The organism is Nocardioides jensenii JCM 1364 = NBRC 14755 (genome assembly GCF_001552535.1).
Lineage (GTDB): Bacteria > Actinomycetota > Actinomycetes > Propionibacteriales > Nocardioidaceae > Nocardioides > Nocardioides jensenii.
On the sequence record NZ_BCRJ01000003.1, the window covers coordinates 113044 to 133712 of the forward strand.

General features: G+C 66.7%; 16 protein-coding genes. 9 read left to right on the forward strand and 7 right to left on the reverse strand.

Annotated features, from left to right (window positions below; translation table 11 throughout):
* Positions 1 to 5 precede the first annotated feature (5 nt).
* Together NJ4_RS01265 and NJ4_RS01270 are read right to left on the reverse strand one after the other, a co-directional pair.
* On the reverse strand, positions 6 to 1235 hold the full coding sequence (locus NJ4_RS01265; protein ID WP_067428958.1) for an NAD(P)/FAD-dependent oxidoreductase: 1230 nt from the start codon (positions 1233 to 1235) through the stop codon (positions 6 to 8).
* A 107-nt stretch (positions 1236 to 1342) separates the two neighbouring features.
* The gene (locus tag NJ4_RS01270) at positions 1343 to 2545 is read right to left on the reverse strand and encodes an MFS transporter (protein ID WP_067428959.1); all 1203 of its coding nucleotides are present in this window, start codon (positions 2543 to 2545) and stop codon (positions 1343 to 1345) included.
* A gap of 58 nt (positions 2546 to 2603) precedes the next feature.
* Between NJ4_RS01270 and NJ4_RS01275 the strand changes: the two genes are divergently transcribed.
* The 6 genes from NJ4_RS01275 to NJ4_RS01300 all read left to right on the forward strand — a co-directional run bounded on the left by NJ4_RS01275 (position 2604) and on the right by NJ4_RS01300 (position 7534).
* Positions 2604 to 3191, forward strand: coding sequence for an NADPH-dependent FMN reductase (locus NJ4_RS01275; protein WP_217996712.1), 588 nt, complete (start codon positions 2604 to 2606; stop codon positions 3189 to 3191).
* Positions 3188 to 3850, forward strand: a complete 663-nt coding sequence (locus NJ4_RS01280) for a TetR/AcrR family transcriptional regulator (RefSeq protein WP_067428962.1) — start codon at positions 3188 to 3190, stop codon at positions 3848 to 3850. Before NJ4_RS01275 ends, NJ4_RS01280 begins: the two co-directional genes overlap by 4 nt.
* Positions 3851 to 4004: 154 nt before the next feature.
* A complete protein-coding gene (locus tag NJ4_RS01285) occupies positions 4005 to 4706 on the forward strand; it encodes a succinate dehydrogenase cytochrome b subunit (protein WP_067429371.1) in 702 nt (233 codons plus the stop codon).
* Between the two features lie 119 nt (positions 4707 to 4825).
* Positions 4826 to 5707: a sigma-70 family RNA polymerase sigma factor gene (locus NJ4_RS01290; RefSeq protein WP_067429375.1), complete on the forward strand. Its 882-nt coding sequence runs from the start codon at positions 4826 to 4828 to the stop codon at positions 5705 to 5707.
* Between the two features lie 217 nt (positions 5708 to 5924).
* Positions 5925 to 6920, forward strand: coding sequence for a hypothetical protein (locus NJ4_RS01295; RefSeq protein ID WP_067428964.1), 996 nt, complete (start codon positions 5925 to 5927; stop codon positions 6918 to 6920).
* A complete protein-coding gene (locus NJ4_RS01300; RefSeq protein WP_082748062.1) occupies positions 6917 to 7534 on the forward strand; it encodes a nitroreductase family protein in 618 nt (205 codons plus the stop codon). The genes NJ4_RS01295 and NJ4_RS01300 overlap by 4 nt, the downstream gene beginning before the upstream one ends.
* 383 nt (positions 7535 to 7917) lie before the next feature.
* Here NJ4_RS01300 and NJ4_RS01305 read toward each other — a convergent pair whose 3' ends face one another.
* The gene (locus tag NJ4_RS01305) at positions 7918 to 8118 is read right to left on the reverse strand and encodes a hypothetical protein (RefSeq protein ID WP_067428967.1); all 201 of its coding nucleotides are present in this window, start codon (positions 8116 to 8118) and stop codon (positions 7918 to 7920) included.
* Positions 8105 to 8935 (reverse strand): phosphatase PAP2 family protein, encoded by an 831-nt coding sequence (locus NJ4_RS01310; protein WP_082748063.1) that lies wholly within the window; start codon positions 8933 to 8935, stop codon positions 8105 to 8107. Before NJ4_RS01310 ends, NJ4_RS01305 begins: the two co-directional genes overlap by 14 nt.
* 227 nt (positions 8936 to 9162) lie before the next feature.
* On the opposite strand from NJ4_RS01310, the gene NJ4_RS01315 reads away from it, so the two are divergent.
* Together NJ4_RS01315 and qcrB are read left to right on the forward strand one after the other, a co-directional pair.
* Entirely contained in the window at positions 9163 to 10392 is a 1230-nt protein-coding gene (locus tag NJ4_RS01315) for an NAD(P)/FAD-dependent oxidoreductase (protein WP_245644399.1), read from the forward strand.
* Positions 10393 to 10395: 3 nt separating this feature from the next.
* Complete coding sequence (qcrB, locus tag NJ4_RS01320) at positions 10396 to 12096, forward strand: cytochrome bc1 complex cytochrome b subunit (RefSeq protein WP_082748065.1); 1701 nt, start codon at positions 10396 to 10398, stop codon at positions 12094 to 12096.
* 740 nt (positions 12097 to 12836) lie between these two features.
* On the opposite strand, the gene NJ4_RS25875 is transcribed toward qcrB, so the two are convergent.
* The 3 genes from NJ4_RS25875 to NJ4_RS01335 are packed head-to-tail and all read right to left on the reverse strand — an operon-like array spanning position 12837 to position 14394.
* On the reverse strand, positions 12837 to 12998 hold the full coding sequence (locus tag NJ4_RS25875) for a hypothetical protein (protein ID WP_169799195.1): 162 nt from the start codon (positions 12996 to 12998) through the stop codon (positions 12837 to 12839).
* Positions 12999 to 13009: 11 nt separating this feature from the next.
* Positions 13010 to 14047, reverse strand: a complete 1038-nt coding sequence (locus NJ4_RS01330) for a DUF4192 domain-containing protein (protein ID WP_082748089.1) — start codon at positions 14045 to 14047, stop codon at positions 13010 to 13012.
* 17 nt (positions 14048 to 14064) lie between these two features.
* The gene (locus NJ4_RS01335; RefSeq protein ID WP_082748090.1) at positions 14065 to 14394 is read right to left on the reverse strand and encodes a hypothetical protein; all 330 of its coding nucleotides are present in this window, start codon (positions 14392 to 14394) and stop codon (positions 14065 to 14067) included.
* Positions 14395 to 14699: 305 nt separating this feature from the next.
* Between NJ4_RS01335 and mobF the strand changes: the two genes are divergently transcribed.
* Entirely contained in the window at positions 14700 to 20522 is a 5823-nt protein-coding gene (mobF, locus tag NJ4_RS01340) for a MobF family relaxase (protein ID WP_067429384.1), read from the forward strand.
* Positions 20523 to 20669: the final 147 nt, after the last annotated feature.

Consider the following 20669-nt stretch of genomic DNA (forward strand, 5'->3'; position numbering starts at 1 on the left):
CCACTCTAGGCGGCTGCGCGATCGTCGTCTCGGCTGGACGCAATCGCTGCAGCGGTCAGACGTCGCTGGCGCTTGGGCATGCCGAAGGTCGGGTGCGAGACCGCCCACAGCGAAATCTTGACGATGCCCGCCTTGATGCGGGCGGCCTTGCGGCCGCCCATGTACTTCGGCTTCGGGTGTCCTTTGGCGTCGACCGTCTGGAGGATCCCGTCCCGCCGCCCGAGGCTGATGTGGTTGCCCGGGTAGACCAGCTTGGTGTATTCAATCTTGCGGCCGGTCAGGCGGCCCACGATCGCGTCCATGGCCTGCCCACCGGTGTGGCCAGCCGAAGCGCAGGACATCGGCAAGGGTCGGCCGTTGTCGCCGATGGTGTAGACGCTGTCGCCGGCCGCGTAGACGTTCGGGTGCGAGACCGAGCGCATGGTGCGATCCACGACGATCTGACCGGTCGAGGCGACCTCCAGTCCGCTGGCAGCAGCGATCGGGTTCACCGAGAACCCGGCGGTCCACACGGTCGCGTGGGACGCGAAGACAGTGCCGTCGGTGGCGATGACTTGTGTCGCCTCGACGGCTTCGATGGTGGTGTGCTCCACCGCGGTGATACCCAGCCGCTCGCAGGTCCGGCGTAGGTGACGGCGGGCCCCGGGTGAGAGCCGGGCCCCCAGTTCGCCTCGGGCGATCAGCGTCACCGAGAGGTTCGGCCGGGACTCGGCGAACTCGGCGGCGGACTCGATGCCTGTCCATCCGTCGCCGACTACCAACACCCTGCCGCCATCACCCAACTGGTCCAGGCGCTCGCGGAGGCGCAGAGCAGCCGGACGACTGGTGACGTGGAAGGCATGCTCGGCAACTCCCGGGACCCCGTGGTCGGCGACGGCGCTGCCCAGCGTGTAGAGAAGGGTGTCGTAGCCAATCTCTCCACCGCCCGCGGGGTCGGCCACAGTGACGATCTGGCGCTCGGGGTCGACGGCGGTGACTCTGGCCACGCGTAGCCGTATCCCGGTGCCCGCGAAGACGTCGGCGAGTGCTGGACTGTCGATGTGCTGGCCTGTCGCGAACTGGTGCATGCGCAGCCGCTGGACGAACTCCTCCTCAGCGTTGACGACCGTGATCACCGTGTCCGTCGGGGACAGTCGGCGCACCAAGTTCCCGGCCGTGAAGGCTCCGGCGTAGCCGGCGCCCAAGACCACGATGCGGTGCTTCGTGTGTTGTTCATGTCGGTTCGATTGCTCCATGTCACTTGAGCGGAACGGAGCGCTGATTGATGACAGGCATCGGGTGTGATGTGGATCACACCCTAGCGTGGCGGCCAGCATCGGAAGCGCTTCACGACCCAAGCGATCTAGTTCAGTACAGCTGACGCGAGGTTGGGACCGAACGCGCCGCCGAGCAGGTATGCGAGCATGACGAGCCCTGTGGCGGTGGAACGATCTTGTGTGGGTGCGGACTCGGTGGCGGGCGAAATGAGCGCCGCGAGCCCGCTGGTTGCCGCGAACACTGCCCCGGCGGGTACCAACAGGAGCGCCCCCGACGTGTTCGCGAGAGCAAGAGCGACGGTGAGGCCACCCGCCAGCACCGGAACAGCGATAGCGACGCGCTGTGACGCGCGGGACCACGATGTCCAGCACCATGCGGCAAGGGAGCCGGCGAGCAGAGCCGACAGCTGCGCGAATCCCACGCGGCCGTCCTCCCAGCCGCAGCAGCGGGACGCTAATCGGGGGAACAGGTAGAGCAGGGCGAAGTAGGAGGTCGAAAGCGTCAGCACCAAGAAGCTGCTGGTGAGGAAGGCGCCGTTTCGGAGCACGGCCAGCGGCACGAAACCGTGCGGGCGTACCCGGATGCGGATCGCCACCGCGATGAGCGCCAGGACCGCCATCACCCCCGCGTGCGCGGGGATGTGAGGTAGCAGAACCAACGCGGTGACCAAGAACGCAAACGCCGCAGCACCGATGCCGTCGAACGTGCCGGTCCGCCGGTCGGCCACCATCTGCGAGACAGCGATATGGCGAACGCGCGGGATGGCCACCAGGCTCACCGCCGACACGCTCAGCGCCAAGCGCCACGAGACTGCTGTGCTGAGCAGCTCACCGACGAGCGGTCCTGCCGCACCGATTGCCCCGTTGGCCGCGGTGATCGAGCCGCGAACTCGTGTGGAGTCGGCCAGAGTCATCGCCAGCGTGAAGAGGCCCGCCCCGCCCGCTCCCTGAGCAAGACGGCCGCAGGCCAGCACCGCCAGCGAGGGGGCCAGCACGACCAGCAAGGACCCGGCTCCGACCAAGGCTCCACAGCCAACCAGCACGGTCGTAACCCCATAGCGGCGGAGTACGGCGCTGGTCACCGGGGTAGCTACGGCGGCGGCCAGACCGAACGCGATGGCCACCCAGACGACCAGAGGGAGCGGCTCCTCCAAGCTCGAGCTCAACCGGTCGAAGAGCAGGACCGGGCTGTTGGCAGCGAGCGCGGTGGGGGAAGCGAGCAGGACGAGGCTCCAGCGGCGACTCGAGGGATGGGGCGGCGCAGGCGCGGTGATCAGTTGCGTGGTCATGACTTACACAGTAGCGTCTACTTTGTAGACTGTAATGTGCACATAGAGGAAGAGGAAGATGATGGCTGCACGTCAACTGCGCGTCCTGGGTCTGTCGGGCAGCTTGCGCACTCGGTCCTACAACGCTGCTTTGTTGCGCGGGGCGCGCGAGCTGTGTCCGGTGGGAACCACGGTCGAGGTATTCGACGAACTCGGCACGCTGCCGCTGTACGACGAGGATCTGGACGATGACCCGTTGCCGTCCGCGGTGGCTCATCTCCGCAGCCGGATCGAGGCTGCTGACGGGGTTCTGTTGGTCACCCCCGAGCACAATGCGTCTGTTCCGGCAGCGTTGAAGAACGCGCTGGACTGGGCCAGCCGACCGACTGGGGCCGCCGCGCTGACTGGTAAGCCGGTGGCAATCGCCGGGGCGTCGCCCGGAGCGCTCGGGACGGTACGCGCCCAGATCGCGCTTCGCCAGGTTCTCTCCGCCATCGATGCAAAGGTATTGGCCCGCCCCGAGGTGTTGGTCTTCCGCTGTCATGAACGCATCAGCCCAGACGGCACGATCACCGACATTGCTACCGAGAACCTGCTACGAGAACTCCTGATGGGGTTGTCCCGGCAGATTCGAGCGCAGCACGACTCTGGCATGCTGACGGCATGACCCGGTCGCAGACGGGCGGCTCGAGCTCCGGCTACGGTCGCGCGGACAAGCGGCAGGCGATCGCCTCCGCCGCACGCCGAGTCTTCGGGCGTGACGGATACACCCGCACCAGCATCGACACCGTTGCCACCGAGGCCCAGGTGTCACGGCGCACGATCTACAACCACTTTGGAGACAAGCACAATCTCTTCCTCGCCGTGGCGCTTGAGGGTGCGGTAGACGTGACCGAGGCGATCAACTCGCTGATGGAGCGCCACCTTCGGAAGGTCATCGACCTCCGCGAGGACCTCATCGATTTCAGTCTGGACCGGGTAGCCGCCGTGAGCACCTATCCAGATCACTTCGCCTTGGTGCGCACCATCGAGGCCGAAGCCGTCCACTTGCCCTCGGACATCCTGCAAGCCTGGATATCCGCCGGCCCTCAGACTGCATACCTCCGCCTCGCTCCCTACTTGGCGTCGCTCGCCACCCGGGGGCTGCTCGAAGTGCCTGATCCCGAGCTGGCGGCCAATCACCTGACACTGCTCACTGTCACCGACGTCAACCACCGCACGTTCTACGGTGCCGTGCCCCTACCGGAGGACGAGGTCAGGACCATCGTCACCACCGGCGTGGATGCTTTCCTGAGCCTGTATCGAGGTTCTCGAGCAGACCCCTGACGTGACGCGCGCAGGACCGGGGGCGGCCTGGAGCGGCCGAGTCGGCGATACGAACCGGCGCCACCTGATTCCGGAGATTGTCACAGAACGCGGAACCACTTTGTCTCGTGTCGTGACATAGCCAATGCGAGCGATCCAGGACTCGGAGGGACGGATGTCCAGCCAAAGAACGGCGCCGAATGCGTTGATCACCAGCGCCCGCGGGAGCCGCACGACGATCTTCCTGAAGATCCTGATGGCGGTCAGCGGACTGACTGGGGTGGGATTCCTGCTGTTCCACATGTACGGAAACCTCAAAGCCTTCGGAGGCGAGCACAAGTTCAACCACTACGCGGAGTGGTTACGCGAAGTGGGAGGGCCAGTGCTCCCGCACACGAGCTTTCTGTGGGCCGTCCGCATCACACTGATCCTCGCGGTGATCATCCACATCTACGCCGCGTTCTCGCTCTGGAAGCGTGCTCACAGGGCCCGCTCGACGCAGTACGTCGTCAGGAGGTACGCCAAGGCAACGGTGGCGAGCCGCACGATGCGGTGGGGCGGAATCACGCTGCTGCTCTACATCGTCTGGCACCTGATCAACTTCACGGTCGGCCGGGTGAATGTCACCGGCGGCCCGACCGACAACCGCTACCAGTTGATGGTCGACAGCTTCAGCACCTGGTGGCTGACACTGATCTATCTGCTTGCGCTGGCCGCGCTCGGTGCTCATCTCCATCACGGCATCTGGAGCTCCGCGCAGACGCTCGGTCTGACCAACAGCGCCAAGGCCAAGCAGACAGCCTTGGCAACGGCCATCCTCATCTCAGGTGGATTCGCGCTCGTGCCCGTGGCCGTGTTCCTCGGCATCATTGCCTGACCCCGGTTTCTTTCATCAGCTTCTCCGAAAATATGCACTGGGCTTGTGGTTGTTCTGTGACCTCGAGCCTCCGACTTTCGTCATACCTCTGACAAGGTGTGCGCGAGGAAGGTGTCTTCATGATCGGATCAGGACCCCCAGATGCGCTGGTTGAAGCGTTCGATGAACAGCGCGCGCGGCTTGTGGCGGTCGCCTACCGGATGCTCGGCTCTCGTGCCGACGCCGAGGACGCGGTGCAGGAGGCCTGGCTGCGACTTGCCCGCCAGGATCCGGGCTCGATCGAGAACCTGGCCGGCTGGTTGACCACCGTCGTCGGCCGGGTCTGCATCGATGTGCTGCGTTCACGCAATATCCGGCCGGAGGCGTCGTACGACGAGCACCTGCCCGAGTTGGTGGTGGCCGAGGACACCGAAGCCGGGCCAGAGGACGAGGCAGTACTGGCCGAGTCGGTTGGACTCGCGCTGATGGTGGTGCTCGAGACCCTCAAGCCGGCCGAGCGGCTGGCATTCGTGCTGCACGACATGTTCGCAGTGCCGTTCGATGAGATCGGTCAGGTCGTCGGAACGTCGACCGACGCCGCCAAGATGCTCGCCTGGCGAGCCCGTCGCAAGGTCCAGGACACCCCCCGACCGACGGCTGAACGGCGGCAGCAACGCGCAGTCGTCGACGCCTTCCTCGCCGCCGCCCGGGAGGGTGACTTCGAAGGCCTGCTACGCGTTCTGGATCCAGAGGTGACCTGGCGGGTCCACACGGCGCGCGGCTCAGTCGTCAGGCAGGGAGCATCCAGCGTGGCCGACAAGCTCAAGCAGGCGAGGCGAGCGAAGTTCACCGCGCGGCGGGTGCTCGTGAACGGAGAGCCAGGCGTCGGCGTCTGGGACCTCGACGGCCGGGTACGCGGCGTGATGGCGTGCACGGTCATCGACGGTCGCATCGTCGCGATGGAGTCCGTGATCGATCCAGCTCGACTAGCAGCAATCGATCTGCCTGCAGTTCCTGAGTGAAAGCGGATCGCGGCCTGTTACCTCGATGTGGCGCGCATCGTCACTTCATTTGAGGTACCTCTCCGCCAGGAGAAATCTCATGTCCATCGGGACTCTTCCGGCGCTCGTGCAAACAGGCGCAGCGAGGCACTGATTCTCGTTGATGCGTCGCCCGGCTGAGTGCGGATCTCGTCCAGTCGCGCATCCCTCGGAGCATTCGACCACCTTGGAGTCAAATATGATCAAACGCCCGAGCCCTCGTATCGAATCAGCGCCCGGCTCTGGCGCATTGGTTGGCATAGTTCTCGGCCTCACTGCTGTGATCTGCCTGATGTTGCTGGCCTTTTCCACACCGGCCATCCACTCCGGACCCCATGATCTGCCACTCGCAGTGTCCGGCCCTGAGCCCGCCGTCGCCCAGTTGCGAACCACGCTGGATGAGAACCGCCCCGACGCATTCGCAGTGAAGGTTCATGCCACTTCAGACGATGTGGCTTCTGCGATCAAGGAGCGTGCCGCAGTGGGCGGAATCTCGATCGCTCCAGATGGGATCACGATCCAGGTCGCATCCGCTGCTGGTGCCCCCTACGTCTCCCTCTTGCGCAACATCGGCTCCGGGTTCGCGTCCCAGGGACAGCCTGTGAAGTACATCGATGTGGCGCCCCTCACCAGCGACGACCCCAATGGCTCAGGAGTGGCGGCGCTGGCTCTCCCCCTTGCCCTCGGGGGCACCCTGTCCGCGGTCGCGCTCGCCACGATGTTCCGACGTAGCAGGACACGGCGCATCGTCGGCAGTCTGGCGTTTTCGATGGTCGCGGGCCTCGCTGCGACTGTCCTCCTCAGGTTCGTTTTGGGCACGGTCGACGGGGCCTTCTGGGGCACTTCTGCGGCAGTGGGACTGGGAATCGCGGCGATATCCCTCACCGTTCTCGGGCTGGAGTCTCTGCTGGGATACGTCGGTATCGGCGTGGGCGCATTGACCATGGTCTTCGTCGCCAACCCATTGTCGGGAATCGCGTCGGGCTCCGCCTGGTTGCCACAACCGTGGGGTGACATCGGCCAGTTCCTACCGATCGGCGCCGCAGGCACCCTTATCCGATCCACCGCCTTCTTCGACGGAGCCGGTTCCGTGAACGCATTGCTGGTTCTCGGTGGCTGGGTAATCCTCGGACTGTCCCTCCTGGCGATGTCGACACGACGCCACTCTCCGACAGAGGTTACCTCGGCATCATGAACGCTCGCAGGTTCCCGACGTGGCCGGTCAGGTACGTGGCTGAACCAGCCCATCCACTCCTCCACCCCGTGCTGGCGTCACGATGGAGCCCGACCGCGTTCGATGGCGTCGCCACCGTCAACCTCGACGAGGTGGATTCCTTGCTAGAGGCCGCGCGTTGGTCGCCATCGGCCGGGAACTCCCAACCGTGGGCGTTCATCGTGGGCCGGCGCGGCGAGCCAGAACACCACCGTCTGACCCGCCATCTCACCGAGAGCTCCCAAGCATGGGCGCCGTCAGCGGGTCTACTCATCGCCAACCTGTCACACCGACTCATCGAGAACACCGACTGGGAGTTCTCGGAGTTCTCGACCTATGACCTGGGTCAGGCTGTCGCACACATGACCTTTCAAGCACAGTTTCTGGGTCTGTCCGTACGACAGTTCCGGGCATTCGACCGCGCGGGCTTGACTGCCGAGTTCGACGTGCCGCCTCATTGGGAGGTGACGACGATGTCGGCCATCGGCCGGGTCCCCACCGCCGTCGGCCCACACGCAACGACCACACGGACGACGCGCCAGCGCAGACCCACGTCCGACGTTCGGTGGCGACAGCGCACCGTCGGCGACCGGTAGCCGACAGTCCTCGATGCCGACATGCTCGGCGCTCAGCTGCGTCGACGACGGGACCGGCGCATCCTCACGAGCCCCACAAGCGCGGCGAGGGCGGTCCCCAGAATTACGGCCACGAGGCCTGCCTCGCTCAGTGCTCGTGTGATGGCGTTGGCTACCAGCACCCACGTCAGTGCCGACAGCAGCGAGCCCCGCATCGAAGCCGGAAGAAACCGGCCATACGAAAGGCCCGAGGCACCGGCGATCGCCGGATGAGGGTGCGCACCACCGGGATGAGACGGGTGAGCATGATGGCCCACGGCCCGTATCGTCCAGGAGTCGCACGCCGAGGGCTGCGACCGCGGATCCAGCCAGGCGCGGACCGCCGGCTCGTCCCAATCCATAGTTCAGGTGGTCGCGGAGACGACTGGCCCCAAGGCAACCATGACAACGGATGGTGCTGTCTGCGCGTCGTCCAACGTAACTGCCAGACCGGTGACGGCAACCTCCCCTGGCACGACGACGCCCAGCCCCAGGATCGCGTCAGCAAATGCAGAAAGTCCACCGAGGAGGGCGGGGATCCAGTCGTCCGGGTCAGTGAACGGCATCGGATCCACGTGTTCTCGCGCCGCGCCGACTGGGGTCTGGACGGCGGCCTGTCAGCAGCGACCGAGACCGTCCGCGACCCGGGCCGGGGAAGATGCACAGGGCGATGCCCAGTAGGGCGACGGCAACCACTCCGTCGCTCCACCAGTGATTGGCGGTGACGATGACGACCAACATGGTGATGGCGGCATGGGCACCGGCGAGAACACGCAAAGGAGGCGCCGCGGTGCGCGCGACCACCACGGCGAACAGGACGGCCCAGCCGACGTGGAGACTCGGCATGGCGGCGAACTGGTTGGAGATGGTCGCGCTCGCACCGTCGTATGCCGACGGGCCGATGCGCTCCATGGTGTCGCGAAAGCCCCACTCAGGGAACATACGCGGCGGCGCCAGGGGCAGGGTGATGTGCAGGATCAGGGCGAGGAAGGTCTGCACCAGCAGGAGGTTGCGCGCCCAGACGTACTCGACTCGTGGTCGAACGGTGAATCCCCAGATCAGAAACGTCAGCGCCACGGGGAAGTGCGCCGTCACGTAGTACACGTTCGCGAGATGCAAGGTTCCATCCGTGAACCACCCCTGGATCGGAGCGCCGGAAGGCAGGCCAAGCTGGTCTTCCAGAGTGTGAACGACTCGAGCATTTGCACGGGCGAGGTGCTCCTGTCCCACTGCCAGCTGCCTTCCCAGCTTGTACAGGGTGTAGAGGGCGCCGACGACGAAGAGCTCCTTCATGATCTCCAGCCACCATGGCGAGCGGCCGTCATCATCTCGTCGCCGTTGTGTGGTCGGACCCTGAGGATTGTCCCCACCGTTCAGCTTCATGCAGACATTCACACGAACCTCCTCTCCGCATCGCTTCTAGCTGGAGTCCGTACACAGAGCCGACGTTGTGACGGTCGAGAAAGTGACTCGGAGGATCCGTGACTCCAGCCACTCCCCTTCGACGCTGGCTTCGGGATTGCCGAAGGGCAATGCCGTGTGCCGAGCTGTTACCTAGCCCCGCGGCCACTCGTCATGTCTGTGACGGTCCACTTCGAAGGAGATGCCTGGTGAACTCTGAACTCGCGCACGACAACGCCGAAGCATTGACCCGCGTCGTCGTGATCGGCGGTGGATACGCCGGTGTCATGGCGGCCAACCGCCTGACGCAACGCGATGACCTGACCGTGACGTTGATCAACCCGCGGTCGACCTTCGTCCACCGGATCCGCCTGCAGCAGCATCTCGCCGGCTCAGGGGACGCCGTCGTCGAATACTCCGACGTCCTTGCCGAGCGAGTTCGGCTCGTGGTCGACAGCGCAACCCAGATCCGCAGCTCGGGGCGCACGGTGACGATGGCGAGCGGCGAATCGCTCGACTACGACTACCTGATCTACGCCATCGGAAGCGGGAGCGGTAGACCTGATGTCCCCGGCGCAGCCGAGTTCGCCTTGCCCATCGCCAGTCTGGAAGAGGCGCAACGGGCCCGATCGGCCCTCGAGGCCGCGCCGCCGGACGCGCCGGTGACGGTTGTGGGAGGCGGAGTAACAGGCATCGAGGTCGCCTCCGAGCTCGCAGCGAGGGGCACCAAGGTGACCTTGGTCTGCGGGGAGGTGCTGAACCCGTATCTGCACCCGAAGACACGCCGCAAGATCACGAAGAAGTTGCTGGCACTGGGAGTCACGCTCGTAGAGGGTCCCGGCGCGCGGGTCGCCCGGGTTGAGCGCGATTCCGTCCAACTCAGCGACGGACGCGCGCTGTCCAGCAGGGTGATCATCTGGGCCGCCGGGTTCGGCCTGCCGGACCTGGCAGCACGGAGCGGGCTGAGCACCGACGCCGACGGCCGCCTGCTGACCGACGAGACGCTGACCAGCGTGGACGACCCAAGGATCCTCGCGGCGGGGGACTCTGCTGCACCGTCGGACCTGCCGCTGCGGATGAGTTGTCAGGCGGCGAACCCGTTGGGTGCGCACGCGGCGGACACCGTGTTGCGTCGGATCGCTGGCGAAGAACCCGCGCCGATCGACATCGCGGTCTTCTTCCAATGCATCAGCCTCGGCCCCGGTGCCGCGACCGTGCAGCTGGCATCCAAGCAAGACGCGGCGAAGCGCTTCTCCTTGGGCGGCCGCTTGGGCGCGAAGGTCAAGTACTCGAGCTTTCCAGGGCTCATCAAGGAGCTTGCGCACGAGGGACATGAGCCTGGTTCCTACCGCTGGCGATTCAAGAATCCCAAGCGCAAGCTGCAGGTGAGGGCCAAGCGGAACGAGCTGCTCACGATCGATCCAGCGAGAAGCCGCTGACCCATGGATATCGACATCTCGAAGGTGGCTCGGCGCAACGCCGAGGCAGCGGTGGCGCGCAAGCCGAGTCGAGCCGGACGCGCGGCGAGTTGGGCTGACGATCGCCTGGGCCTGGCCAAATTGCCGAAGCTCATGTCGTTGCGAAAGGTGTTTCCTGACCACTGGTCGTTCATGCTGGGCGAAATCGCGCTGTGGAGCTTCGTGGTCCTTCTGGTCACCGGGGTCTTCCTGACCTTCTGGTTCGACCCGAGCATGGCGGAGGTGCAGTATCAGGGGTCTTACGACCCTCTGCGCGGGCAGCACATGTCCGCCGCCTACGCGTCAGTCCTGGACATCTCCTTCGACGTCCGCGGCGGACTGTTGGTACGGCAGATGCACCACTGGGCAGCGCACATCTTCATCGCCGCGATGATGATCCACCTGCTGCGGCACGCTCTGACTGGCAGCTTCCGCAAGCCTCGCGAGGTCAACTGGCTCATCGGAACGATGTTGCTGTTGTTCGGCACCGTCAACGGGTTCTTCGGCTACTCGCTACCCGATGATCTGCTCTCCGGTACCGGCCTCCGGGTATTCGACGGGTTCCTGAAGGCGACCCCGATAGTCGGCACCTACCTGTCGTTCTTCGTCTTTGGCGGCGAGTTTCCGGGCGACCAGGTCATCTCACGCTTCTACGTTCTTCACATCCTGCTGATCCCGGGTGTGCTTTTGGCGCTGGTTGCGCTTCACCTGGTTCTGATCGTCTACCACAAGCACACGCAATGGCCCGGTCCAGGCCGGACCGAGCAGAATGTGGTCGGCTTCCCGCTGTGGCCGGTCTACACCGCGAAGGCCACGGGCTTCTTCTTCATCGTCTTCGGGGTCATCGCGCTGATGGGCAGCCTGCTCTCCATCAACAGCGTATGGAAGTACGGCCCCTACGACCCCTCCAAGGTGACCGCCGGTTCCCAGCCGGACTGGTACATGGGCTGGCCCGACGGCTTGCTCCGGATCATGCCCCCGTTGGAAACCCATGCCTGGGGCGTGACGATCTCGTGGAGCATCATCATCCCCATCCTGGTCGCCCCCCTGGCCCTACTGCTGATCGTGATGCTGCTGCCCTTCCTTGAAGCGTGGATCACCGGGGACAAACGTGAGCACCATCTGCTCCAGCGCCCACGCGACGCGCCGGGACGAACGGCATTCATGGCCGCGCTGGTGACCTTCTACGGACTGGCATGGGCAGCCGGTGGAAACGACATCCTCGCGACCCAGTTTCATCTGTCCCTCAATCAGATCACCTACGCGCTCCGCGTGCTGATCTTCGCAGGCCCCGTCATCGCATTCCTAGTAACCAAGCGATGGTGCATCTCCCTACAGCGGCACGACCGGCAGACGCTGCTGCACGGCCGGGAGACTGGTACTGTCCGGCGCTCTCATGACGGCGGATACAGCGAGAAGCACGTACCGCTCAGTGCGGGCAGGGCATACACCCTCGCCGCGGCCACGCGAGAGAAGCCGATCGATGCTCCCGACCTCGACGGCGTCCCCCCGAATGCCCGGCGTTGGCGGCGGCTCCGGTATCGGCTCTCACAAGCGCTGTACGCCGACAACGTTCCGGATCTGACGTCGCCCGACGAAACGGGTCCTCAATACCAAAGCCGCGATCGCCCAATCGACAGCGCCGAAAGCACTGATCCCGGCTCAACCCCCGATACCCATGCGTGAGCACGCGGACAGAAAACGGAATTCTTGGCAGACCGTCGTGGTTGTGCCCGCTGAAAGCGCAACCGTGGCGACATCACTGTCGCAAGGACCCATGCTTGTCGCGCACACCGGGAATGCCCATCTCGGTCTCGTCGTCACTCGTGCCCTTCTCCGAGACTTGTGGCAAGCGCAGACGACCCTCCCGCATCTTGTGGAAGCGCCGGATGCCGACCCGACGACCACCGTCGACTTGCCTGAGACGATTCCCTTCCGGCATGCGAACTCACACACGCTCACCTGCAGTCGGGGGGAGATTCATCTGACGCTTCATGCGACAGGAGATCGGCATAGACCAGACGTGGACGTCGAGCTACGCGTGAACCGTTCCCTACTCGAACATCTAGTCATTCAGCGGAGCCAAGGCCACCGACTCGGCCGTATCCTCGCCCTCTCCTGGCTAGTTTTCGTGGTGGGCATTCTCCTGGTCGTGGTGCTCGTCGTCGGAGCGCAGACTCTGTAGTCGCAGTACCTCAGCCTCTTGTCCCGTGCAGACCCGTCTCCGAGACTGGCACGTTCCGACCAGGTCCCGGGTTTGGACGAGAATCCGCTGCTCCGATCTCGCCGCTGCGAGGAGTCCAGAACCCTGCTGGCTCCGAGCTCGCTGACCAGACCGGTTACGCGGAAGTCGCCGGACTCGGTGACGCAGCTGAGACTGATGCGGGCGAGCCGCTCTGCCTCGTCGACCTTTGTGCCCGCGGCGCTCACTCGGAGACTCCCCGCAGGAGCACGACGTCGGGTTCGTGAATGACGTCGATGCGCTTGCGTGGGTGGAACGCACATGCTGCCGCCACAACCAGCCGTCGTAGTTGTCGCTCGGTGACGCTCAGTTGCCTCGGTCCCGTGGTGCCGTCGTACTCGCTCATCGATGTCCTCCTCAAAGGCCGGGGGGCGGCCGGTCAGTGGGCTGGCTGGCCGGGACGTCGCGCTGGTCGTGGTGGCTGGGCGGCTTGGGTACGAACGACTCGTCGAGTTCGTTGGCGACCTCGCGTAGTCGAGTCTGGTTCGGCTCCCACTCCCTGGGGTGCAAGGCGTTCTGCAGGGCCGAGGCGACAAGATCGGCCATCGTGTAGGGCTGGTCTGTGGGCACCTGGTCGAGGGCACACCACGCTTTGGCGCCATTCCCGCCTAACCAGCTGGCGAACCCGAGCATCGACGCCGGTGCCGCGCGAACCTCGTCCGGGGCGCGTCGGGTCAGGTCGGTCCACAGCGCGGCGTGCGCGGCGAGGTTCTGGGTGCTCATGTCCTGCCACAGTGCGTCGCGGGTGCTGATCGTCTCCAAAGCGACGAGCATCCGGGCGCCGTCGAGGTCGCAGAGCCGGACCCCGTCGGTGTGGAACTGCTCGAGGCGGCCCAGTGCCCAGTCGCGTTCGGCGCTCGGGGTGCTGGTCATGGACGCGGCCCGGGCAGTGTCGAGGACGTCGGCGATCGGCTGGCGGTCTCCGACGAGCGATTCTGCGAGGGAGGCGCGACTGGCGGCCGGCTGGGCGACGCCGGTCAGCACGGTCTTGACGGCGAGCTTGTCGACTGTTTCCTGAGTCTGGCGGCCGGTGGCACCCGTGTTGAGGTCGCGCCAGTGCTCCCCGTCGGACCACAGCCGCAGGTCAGTGGTGACCTCGACGGTCTCCAAATGATCCGACATGTGTTGGCTGGCCAGCTCTGTGTTGTGCCGGTCTGCGGTGATGCAGACGATGCCGATGCGGGCATCGGGATGCGCGTGCCGGCTGAACGGGCCGCGCAGTTCTGCCCAGAGCGCGTCGCGCTCGGTTGCCGAGGTGGGCAGGTCAGCGCGGACGACCGGCAGGCCGCCGCCGGGCCCGAACGGGACCACGACGATCGACTCTTCGGGCTTGAACCCGAGCACATGGGGCAGCGCAGCGAGCAGCTCGTCCTGCGACTTGACGACAAGGTTCATGGCAATGGCCTCCCGTCTCAGCTGACCCGCGCCGCGGCGCACTCATCGCTCTGTGCTTGATCCGCGAGGCGACGCAGCCGCGTCGCCTCCCGTAGGCCGATCTGGTCGCCGCACCATTCGGCGGCTTCGCGCAGAGTCACCCCTTCGATCGCCGTCATTTCGCGTAATGCGTTCCCGGCTCGCTGCTCGGCAGCAGTCACCGCGGCGTCGCGTTCGCCGATGGCAAGCATCACCTGCAGCGCCAGATCTTCCAGCCGCTTGGCGCGTTCCAAAAGCACAGCGCGGCGCTTCGACGTAACGGTTCGTGCGTCACGTCGGGCCTTCTGGCGCATCGTCTGCTGGCTCATCTGCTGATCCCTCACTCGTGTGGATTGGACTCCGGTAGTCACCTACGTCGGATCCGACCCCGTGAGCGATCACCACGACCGAAGAATCTTGCAAACCGCCTTCTCAATTGCTGCCATCCCCGCTCGCCCAGTGACCGACGCCTGCCCAGTCCCCAGCCGCGTCAGCGTCCCCCCCATCCCAAGATCACGGACCCGACTTCCACACACCTCTTGCATTCCCGGTGGGTCGAGCAGAGAGAGCAGCCAGAGTTTCTCCGAGAAACTGATCGTCCCCGCTCCCCCGTCGCACCTAGGTGCCCGTGACGATGAGCCTCCACAAACTGACGGCCGGGTCCGGGTACGACTACCTGACCCGCCAGGTCGCAGCCCTGGACGCCACCGACAAAGGCCACACCGGGCTCGCGAGCTACTACACCGAAAAGGGCGAGACCCCCGGCGAGTGGATTGGGTCCGGCATGGACGGAATCGACGGCCTGGACGCCGGCGACATCGTCACCGCCGACCACATGCAGAACCTGTTCGGGGCCGGCCACCACCCGCTGGCCACCGAGCGCACCAAGGAGCTGGACCTGCGCATCGGCCGACCAGACCAGACCTCCCCCACTGAGGCCGACTACAAGGCAGCGGCCCGTCTGGGCGTCCCCTACAAGGTCTACGACAACGACATCAGCGCCTTCCGGGTAGAGGTCGCCAAACGACTCTCGGCGATCAACGAGGCGGCTGGGCTGCCGGGCGACTGGCCGGTTCCGGCCGAAGCACGTGCGCGGGTCCGCACCCAGGTCGGGCGCGAGCTCTTCCAAGCCGAGCACGGCCGCGAGCCTGCGGACGCCCGCGAGCTCGCGGCCGCCATCGCCAAGCACTCGCGGCCTAAGACGACGGCAGTCGCGGGTTACGACCTGACGTTCTCCCCGGTCAAGAGCGTCTCAACCCTGTGGGCACTGGCCGATCCGACGACCGCCGCGGTCATCGAGCGGGCGCACCAGGCTGCCATCAAGGACGCGATCGACTTCATTGAGACCAAGGCACTATTCACCCGTCAGGGCACCAACGGCATCCGCCAGGTCAACGTCCGCGGTCTGGTCGCCACGGCGTTCACCCACCGCGACTCCCGGGCAGGCGACCCCGATCTGCACACACACGTCGCGGTCGCGAACAAGGTCCAGACCCTCGACGGCAAGTGGCTGGCAATCGACGGGCGCCCCCTGCACAAGGCCATCGTGTCGGCGTCGGAGACCTACAACACCGCCCTCGAACGGCACCTGGGAGACGCCCTGGGAGTGCGGTTCACGGAGCGCCCGAATCCCGACGCCCGCAAACGTCCTGTGCGCGAGATCGTCGGCGTCGACCCCACCCTGAATCAGCGATTCTCCAAGCGGCGAATCAGCGTCGAGGGCCGCCGCAAGGAGTTGGCCACGGTGTTCCAGGCTGCCCACGGACGGCCGCCAACCCCGATCGAGACGCTGCAACTGGCCCAGCAAGCCACCCTGGAGACCCGAGAGGCCAAGCATGAACCTCGCTCCCTGGCTCAGCAGCGCGAGGTGTGGACCCGGGAGGCGGTCGAAGTCCTCGGCTCCCCCGCCCGCATCCAGCAGATGCTCCGGGGCGCGCTCGCACCGACTCCCCGAACCTCGGTTACCGCCGACGCGGCATGGTTCGCCGCGACCACCGACCGAATCGTTGCGACGATGGAAGGTGGCCGCGCCACCTGGCAGTACTGGCACGTCTACGCCGAGGCCCAGCGGCAGGTGCGCACCGCCGACGCCCCCACCGATCAGGTCAGCACCGTCGTCGAACTACTGGTCAGCGAGGCCCTCGACCGCTCTGTGAGCATGGCCCGTCCCGCAGACACCATCACCGAACCCGGCGCGCTCCGTCGCACAGACGGTGCCCCGGTCTACACCCAAGCGAAGGCCACCCTGTTCACCTCCAGCAAGGTCCTCGCGGCCGAGGAACGCCTGGTGGCTGCGGCCGGCCGCCTCGATGGCTTCGCGGTGGACGAGCAGAACGTCGCCCTAGCGCTGCTGGAATCGGAGGCCAACGGGGTCACTCTCAACGCCGGTCAAGCCACTCTCGTCAAGGAGATGGCCACCTCGGGGGCTCGGCTTCAGTTGGCGATCGCGCCCGCTGGATCGGGTAAGACCACTGCGATGCGGGCACTGGCCCAAGCCTGGACCGAGGGCGGCGGCGACGTGATCGGGCTGGCTCCCTCTGCTGCGGCTGCGGACGCACTGCGATCCCAGATCGATACCCAGACCGACACCCTCGCCAAGCTCACCCACTCCCTCGCACAGGCGCACAGTGGCGGCGCTGAGCTGCCCGGATGGGTCGCCGGCATCGGCCCCGGGACGCTCGTGGTGATCGACGAGGCCGGCATGGCCGACACCCTCTCCCTCGACGTCGCGGTCCAGCACATCGTGGAACGTGGGGGCAGCGTCCGACTCGTCGGCGACGACCAACAGCTCGCCTCGATCGGCGCCGGCGGTGCGCTGCGTGACATCCAAGCGACCCACGGTGCCCTGCAACTGTCCGAGCTGGTTCGGTTCACCGACCCAGCCGAAGGTGCCGCGTCGCTGGCGCTGCGCGAGGGCAAAACCGAGGCACTCGGCTTCTACCTGGACCGCGACCGGGTACACGTCGGCGACATGGCCACCATGACCAAGGACGTCTTCACCTCATGGCAGGCCGACCGTGCCGCCGGGCTGGACGCGATCATGCTCGCCCCCACCCGGGAGTTGGTCAGTGAACTCAACCAGCAGGCCCGCGCCCACCGGCTCGAGGGGGCCGACGCTGCGAACGTGGGCCCGTCTCGGCGGCTGGCGGACGGCAACGAGGCCGGCGTCGGAGAGCTGATCATCACCCGTAGCAATGACCGCAAGCTGCGCACCTCGGCCACCGACTGGGTCAAGAACGGTGACCGGTGGACCGTGTTGGAACTGCACGACGCAGGGGACCTGACCGTCCAGCACACCCAGCACGGCCGCACCGTGCGCCTGCCGCGCGAGTACGTGGAGGCCTCCACGGAACTCGGCTACGCCTGCACCGTGCACACCGCCCAGGGCGTCACCGCCGACACCATGCACAGTCTGGCCACCGGCACCGAGTCACGCCAGCAGCTCTACACGATGATGACCCGCGGCAAGAATGGCAACCACGTCTACCTCGAGGTCGTCGGCGACGGCGACCCACACTCGGTCATCCACCCGACCCTGGTCCGCCCGCTCACTTCGACCGACATCCTCGAACAGGTGCTGGCCCGCGATGCCTCCCAGCGGTCGGCTACCAGCCTGATCCGTGAACAGGCCGACCCCGCCATCCGACTCGGCGAGGCCGCCCAGCGGTACCTCGACAGCCTCTACGTCACCGCCGAACACGTCATGGGGGCCGAGGTGGTGGCGTCCTTGGACACCACTGCCGATCGCCTGCTCCCCGGGCTTGCCGACGAGGCCGCCTGGCCCACGCTGCGCGCCCACCTGTTGCTGCTCGGCGCCGTCGGGGAGAGCCCCACCGAGGCCCTGCGGGCAGTCGCGAGCGACCGCGAACTGGTCTCGGCCGAGGACCGGGCAGCGGTGCTCGACTGGCGACTGGATGCCTCCGGCCTGCGCAACGCCGGCGCGGGACCGCTGCCTTGGATGCCCGGCATCCCGGAGCGGCTAGCCGACGACCCCCGCTGGGGTGCCTACCTCGCCCAGCGTGCCCATCTGGTCGAGGCCCTCGCCGGCCAGATCCGCGACCGGGCCGAGTCACAGACCTCGCTCCCCGCCTGGGCACGGCACGGGCTCAAGCCCGACGACGTCACGATCGCCGACGTCGAGGTGTGGCGTGCGGCCATGCAGGTGCCCGCTGACGACCATCGGCCCACCGGGGCACCACAACTGCAGAAGGCCTCCGCCACGTACCAGCGGCGCCTGGCCCGGCGCATCACCGGCGACCACACCCCCGCACTCAAAGAGTGGAGCCACCTGCTCCACACGGTGGCCCCGCAGGTCCGCCGCGACGAGTTCACTCCCCTCCTAGCCGAGCGCCTGGCCGCCATGTCACGTTCCGGAATCAGCGTCCACCAGGTACTCCGCTCCGGCGCCAACGCAGCCCCGCTGCCCGACGAGCACGCCGCGGCGGCGCTGTGGTGGCGCATGGCACGCCACCTCACCCCGGCGGTAGCCGAGCAGATCGGTGACGGGTCCCACGGCGAGGGGGTCACCACCGAGTGGGCCCACTGGTTGCCCGACCTGGTCGGCGCCGACCGGGCAGGACGGGTTCAGGCCAGCAGTTGGTGGCCAGCGTTGGTCTCCAACGTCGACCACGGACTGCAGCGCGGATGGCAGCTTGAGGACCTGCTTTCGGCGGTGACGGCATTGCCCACCGATGGTGGAGACAGCGGGGTCGATGATTGCCAGGCGTTGGTCTGGCGGACCTCGATCGCGCTCGACCCGATCCCCGACGAGCACGAGCCCACCTACTCCCTCGACGAACCGCCCGCGGACTTGTGGGAAGGCGTCGAGCCCGACCCGGACATGTGGGTCGAGCACCCCGCCGACACCATCTGGCCCACCGACGACCTAATTGACCCGGAGGACAGCCAAAGTCCCGGCCCGGACTCCTCTGAGCACCTGACCCCGGGCGATGTCGACGAGGAGGAGGACCTCGACCGCCAACTGCTGCTCGCGGAGCTTGACCGCGACACGAATACCCCGCTCGAACCGAGTGATGCCTACCTGCGCCGGGTCTACGAGTGGGAGCAGCAAGCACTAGCCAGCCCGGTCACCCGGGCACGGATGCTTGAGATCAACGAGATCACCCAGAGCTTCTTCGAGGAGCGGTTCACCGACTCGTGGGGGCGCGACTATCTCACCGGCCGGTTCGGCCTCGACCTCGCCGGAAACGAACACTTCCGCCCCGGGCAAGCCCCCGCTGGGTGGACCAACCTGGTCGATCACCTGCGCCAGCGTGGTGTCAGCGACACCGAAATGGTGGCCACCGGGGTCGCCACCACGGCCAGCACGGGCCGCCTGATCGACCGGTTCCGCGACCGGGTCACCTTCCCGGTGCTTCACAAGGGAGAGGTCCTTGGGTTCGTCGGTCGCCGGCGTCACTACCTCACCGACGCCGACAAGGGAGGGCCGAAGTACCTCAACACCTCCGACACCGCGTTGTTCCACAAGGGCGCACAGCTGTACGGGCTCGTTGACGAGCTGATCGCCGAAGGCGGTGTCCCGGTGATCGTCGAAGGCCCCATGGACGCCATCGCGGTCACCCTGGCAAGCGGCGGACGCTACGTCGGGGTGGCATCGCTGGGCACCTCTCTGACCGACGAGCAGGCCACCCAGCTCGACGGGGTCGGCCGCGACCCAATGGTGGCCACCGACGCCGACCTCGCCGGGCAGGTCGCCGCTGAGCGCGACTTCTGGATGCTCACCCCGCACGGCATGGACCCCGGATACGCCCGCTTCCCCGAGGGCCTGGACCCGGCCGATGTTCTCGCTCAGCACGGTCCCGCAGCATTGACGGGGATGCTGGCCAGCGGCCAGACGCTGGGCGACCAGCTGCTCTGCGAGCGGCTCGACAATCTCGCCCCCGAGCAGGCCCGGGTGACCGCGATGCGGGTCGTTGCGGCTCGGCCGAGTCGTGCGTGGGCGCCGGGAACCATCCAGATCAGTGCCCGCCTGCAACTCTCCCAGTTGCAGTCGCGCCGCGCACTGCGTGACGCCGTGGTGGCGTGGGATGCGGACCCGCGCAAGGTCGCTCAAGGTCAGCTGGCCACGACCACTGAGGTCCGCGGCCGCCTCGAGGCTGCGGCCGCCAAGTCGCCGGCCGAGCGCTGGGCACCGCTGGCGCGTGAGCTGGACCCGCGCCTGGTGGAGCAGGGCGACTGGGCCGCGACAGCAGCAATGCTGCAGCAGGCACATGAGCAGGGACACGACGTCAGCGCCGCGACCAGGGCACTGGTTGCCGAGGCCCCGTTGGGCGACAGCCCGGCCCGCGACCTGCGCTACCGCATTGTGTCCCGTCTCGACATCCCGTTCGACACCGGCGAGGGCGGACCCACCCCGACTCAGTCGAGCGGCGCTGCACAGGATCGGAAGCAGCCGGGCGACGTACGACATTCGCGCCGCGGCACGCCGCGGCGCTGAGAGGACCACCGCGCGCTTCTCGCGCCCAGGTTGGGCAGTTCCTCGCGACCGAGGGGGTACCGGGCGCCGGATCAGGATCCCCGTGTGGGACGACCCGGGCAACCGCGTCAATGGCGGAATGACGCATTCGCATAACCGAACCGAGGA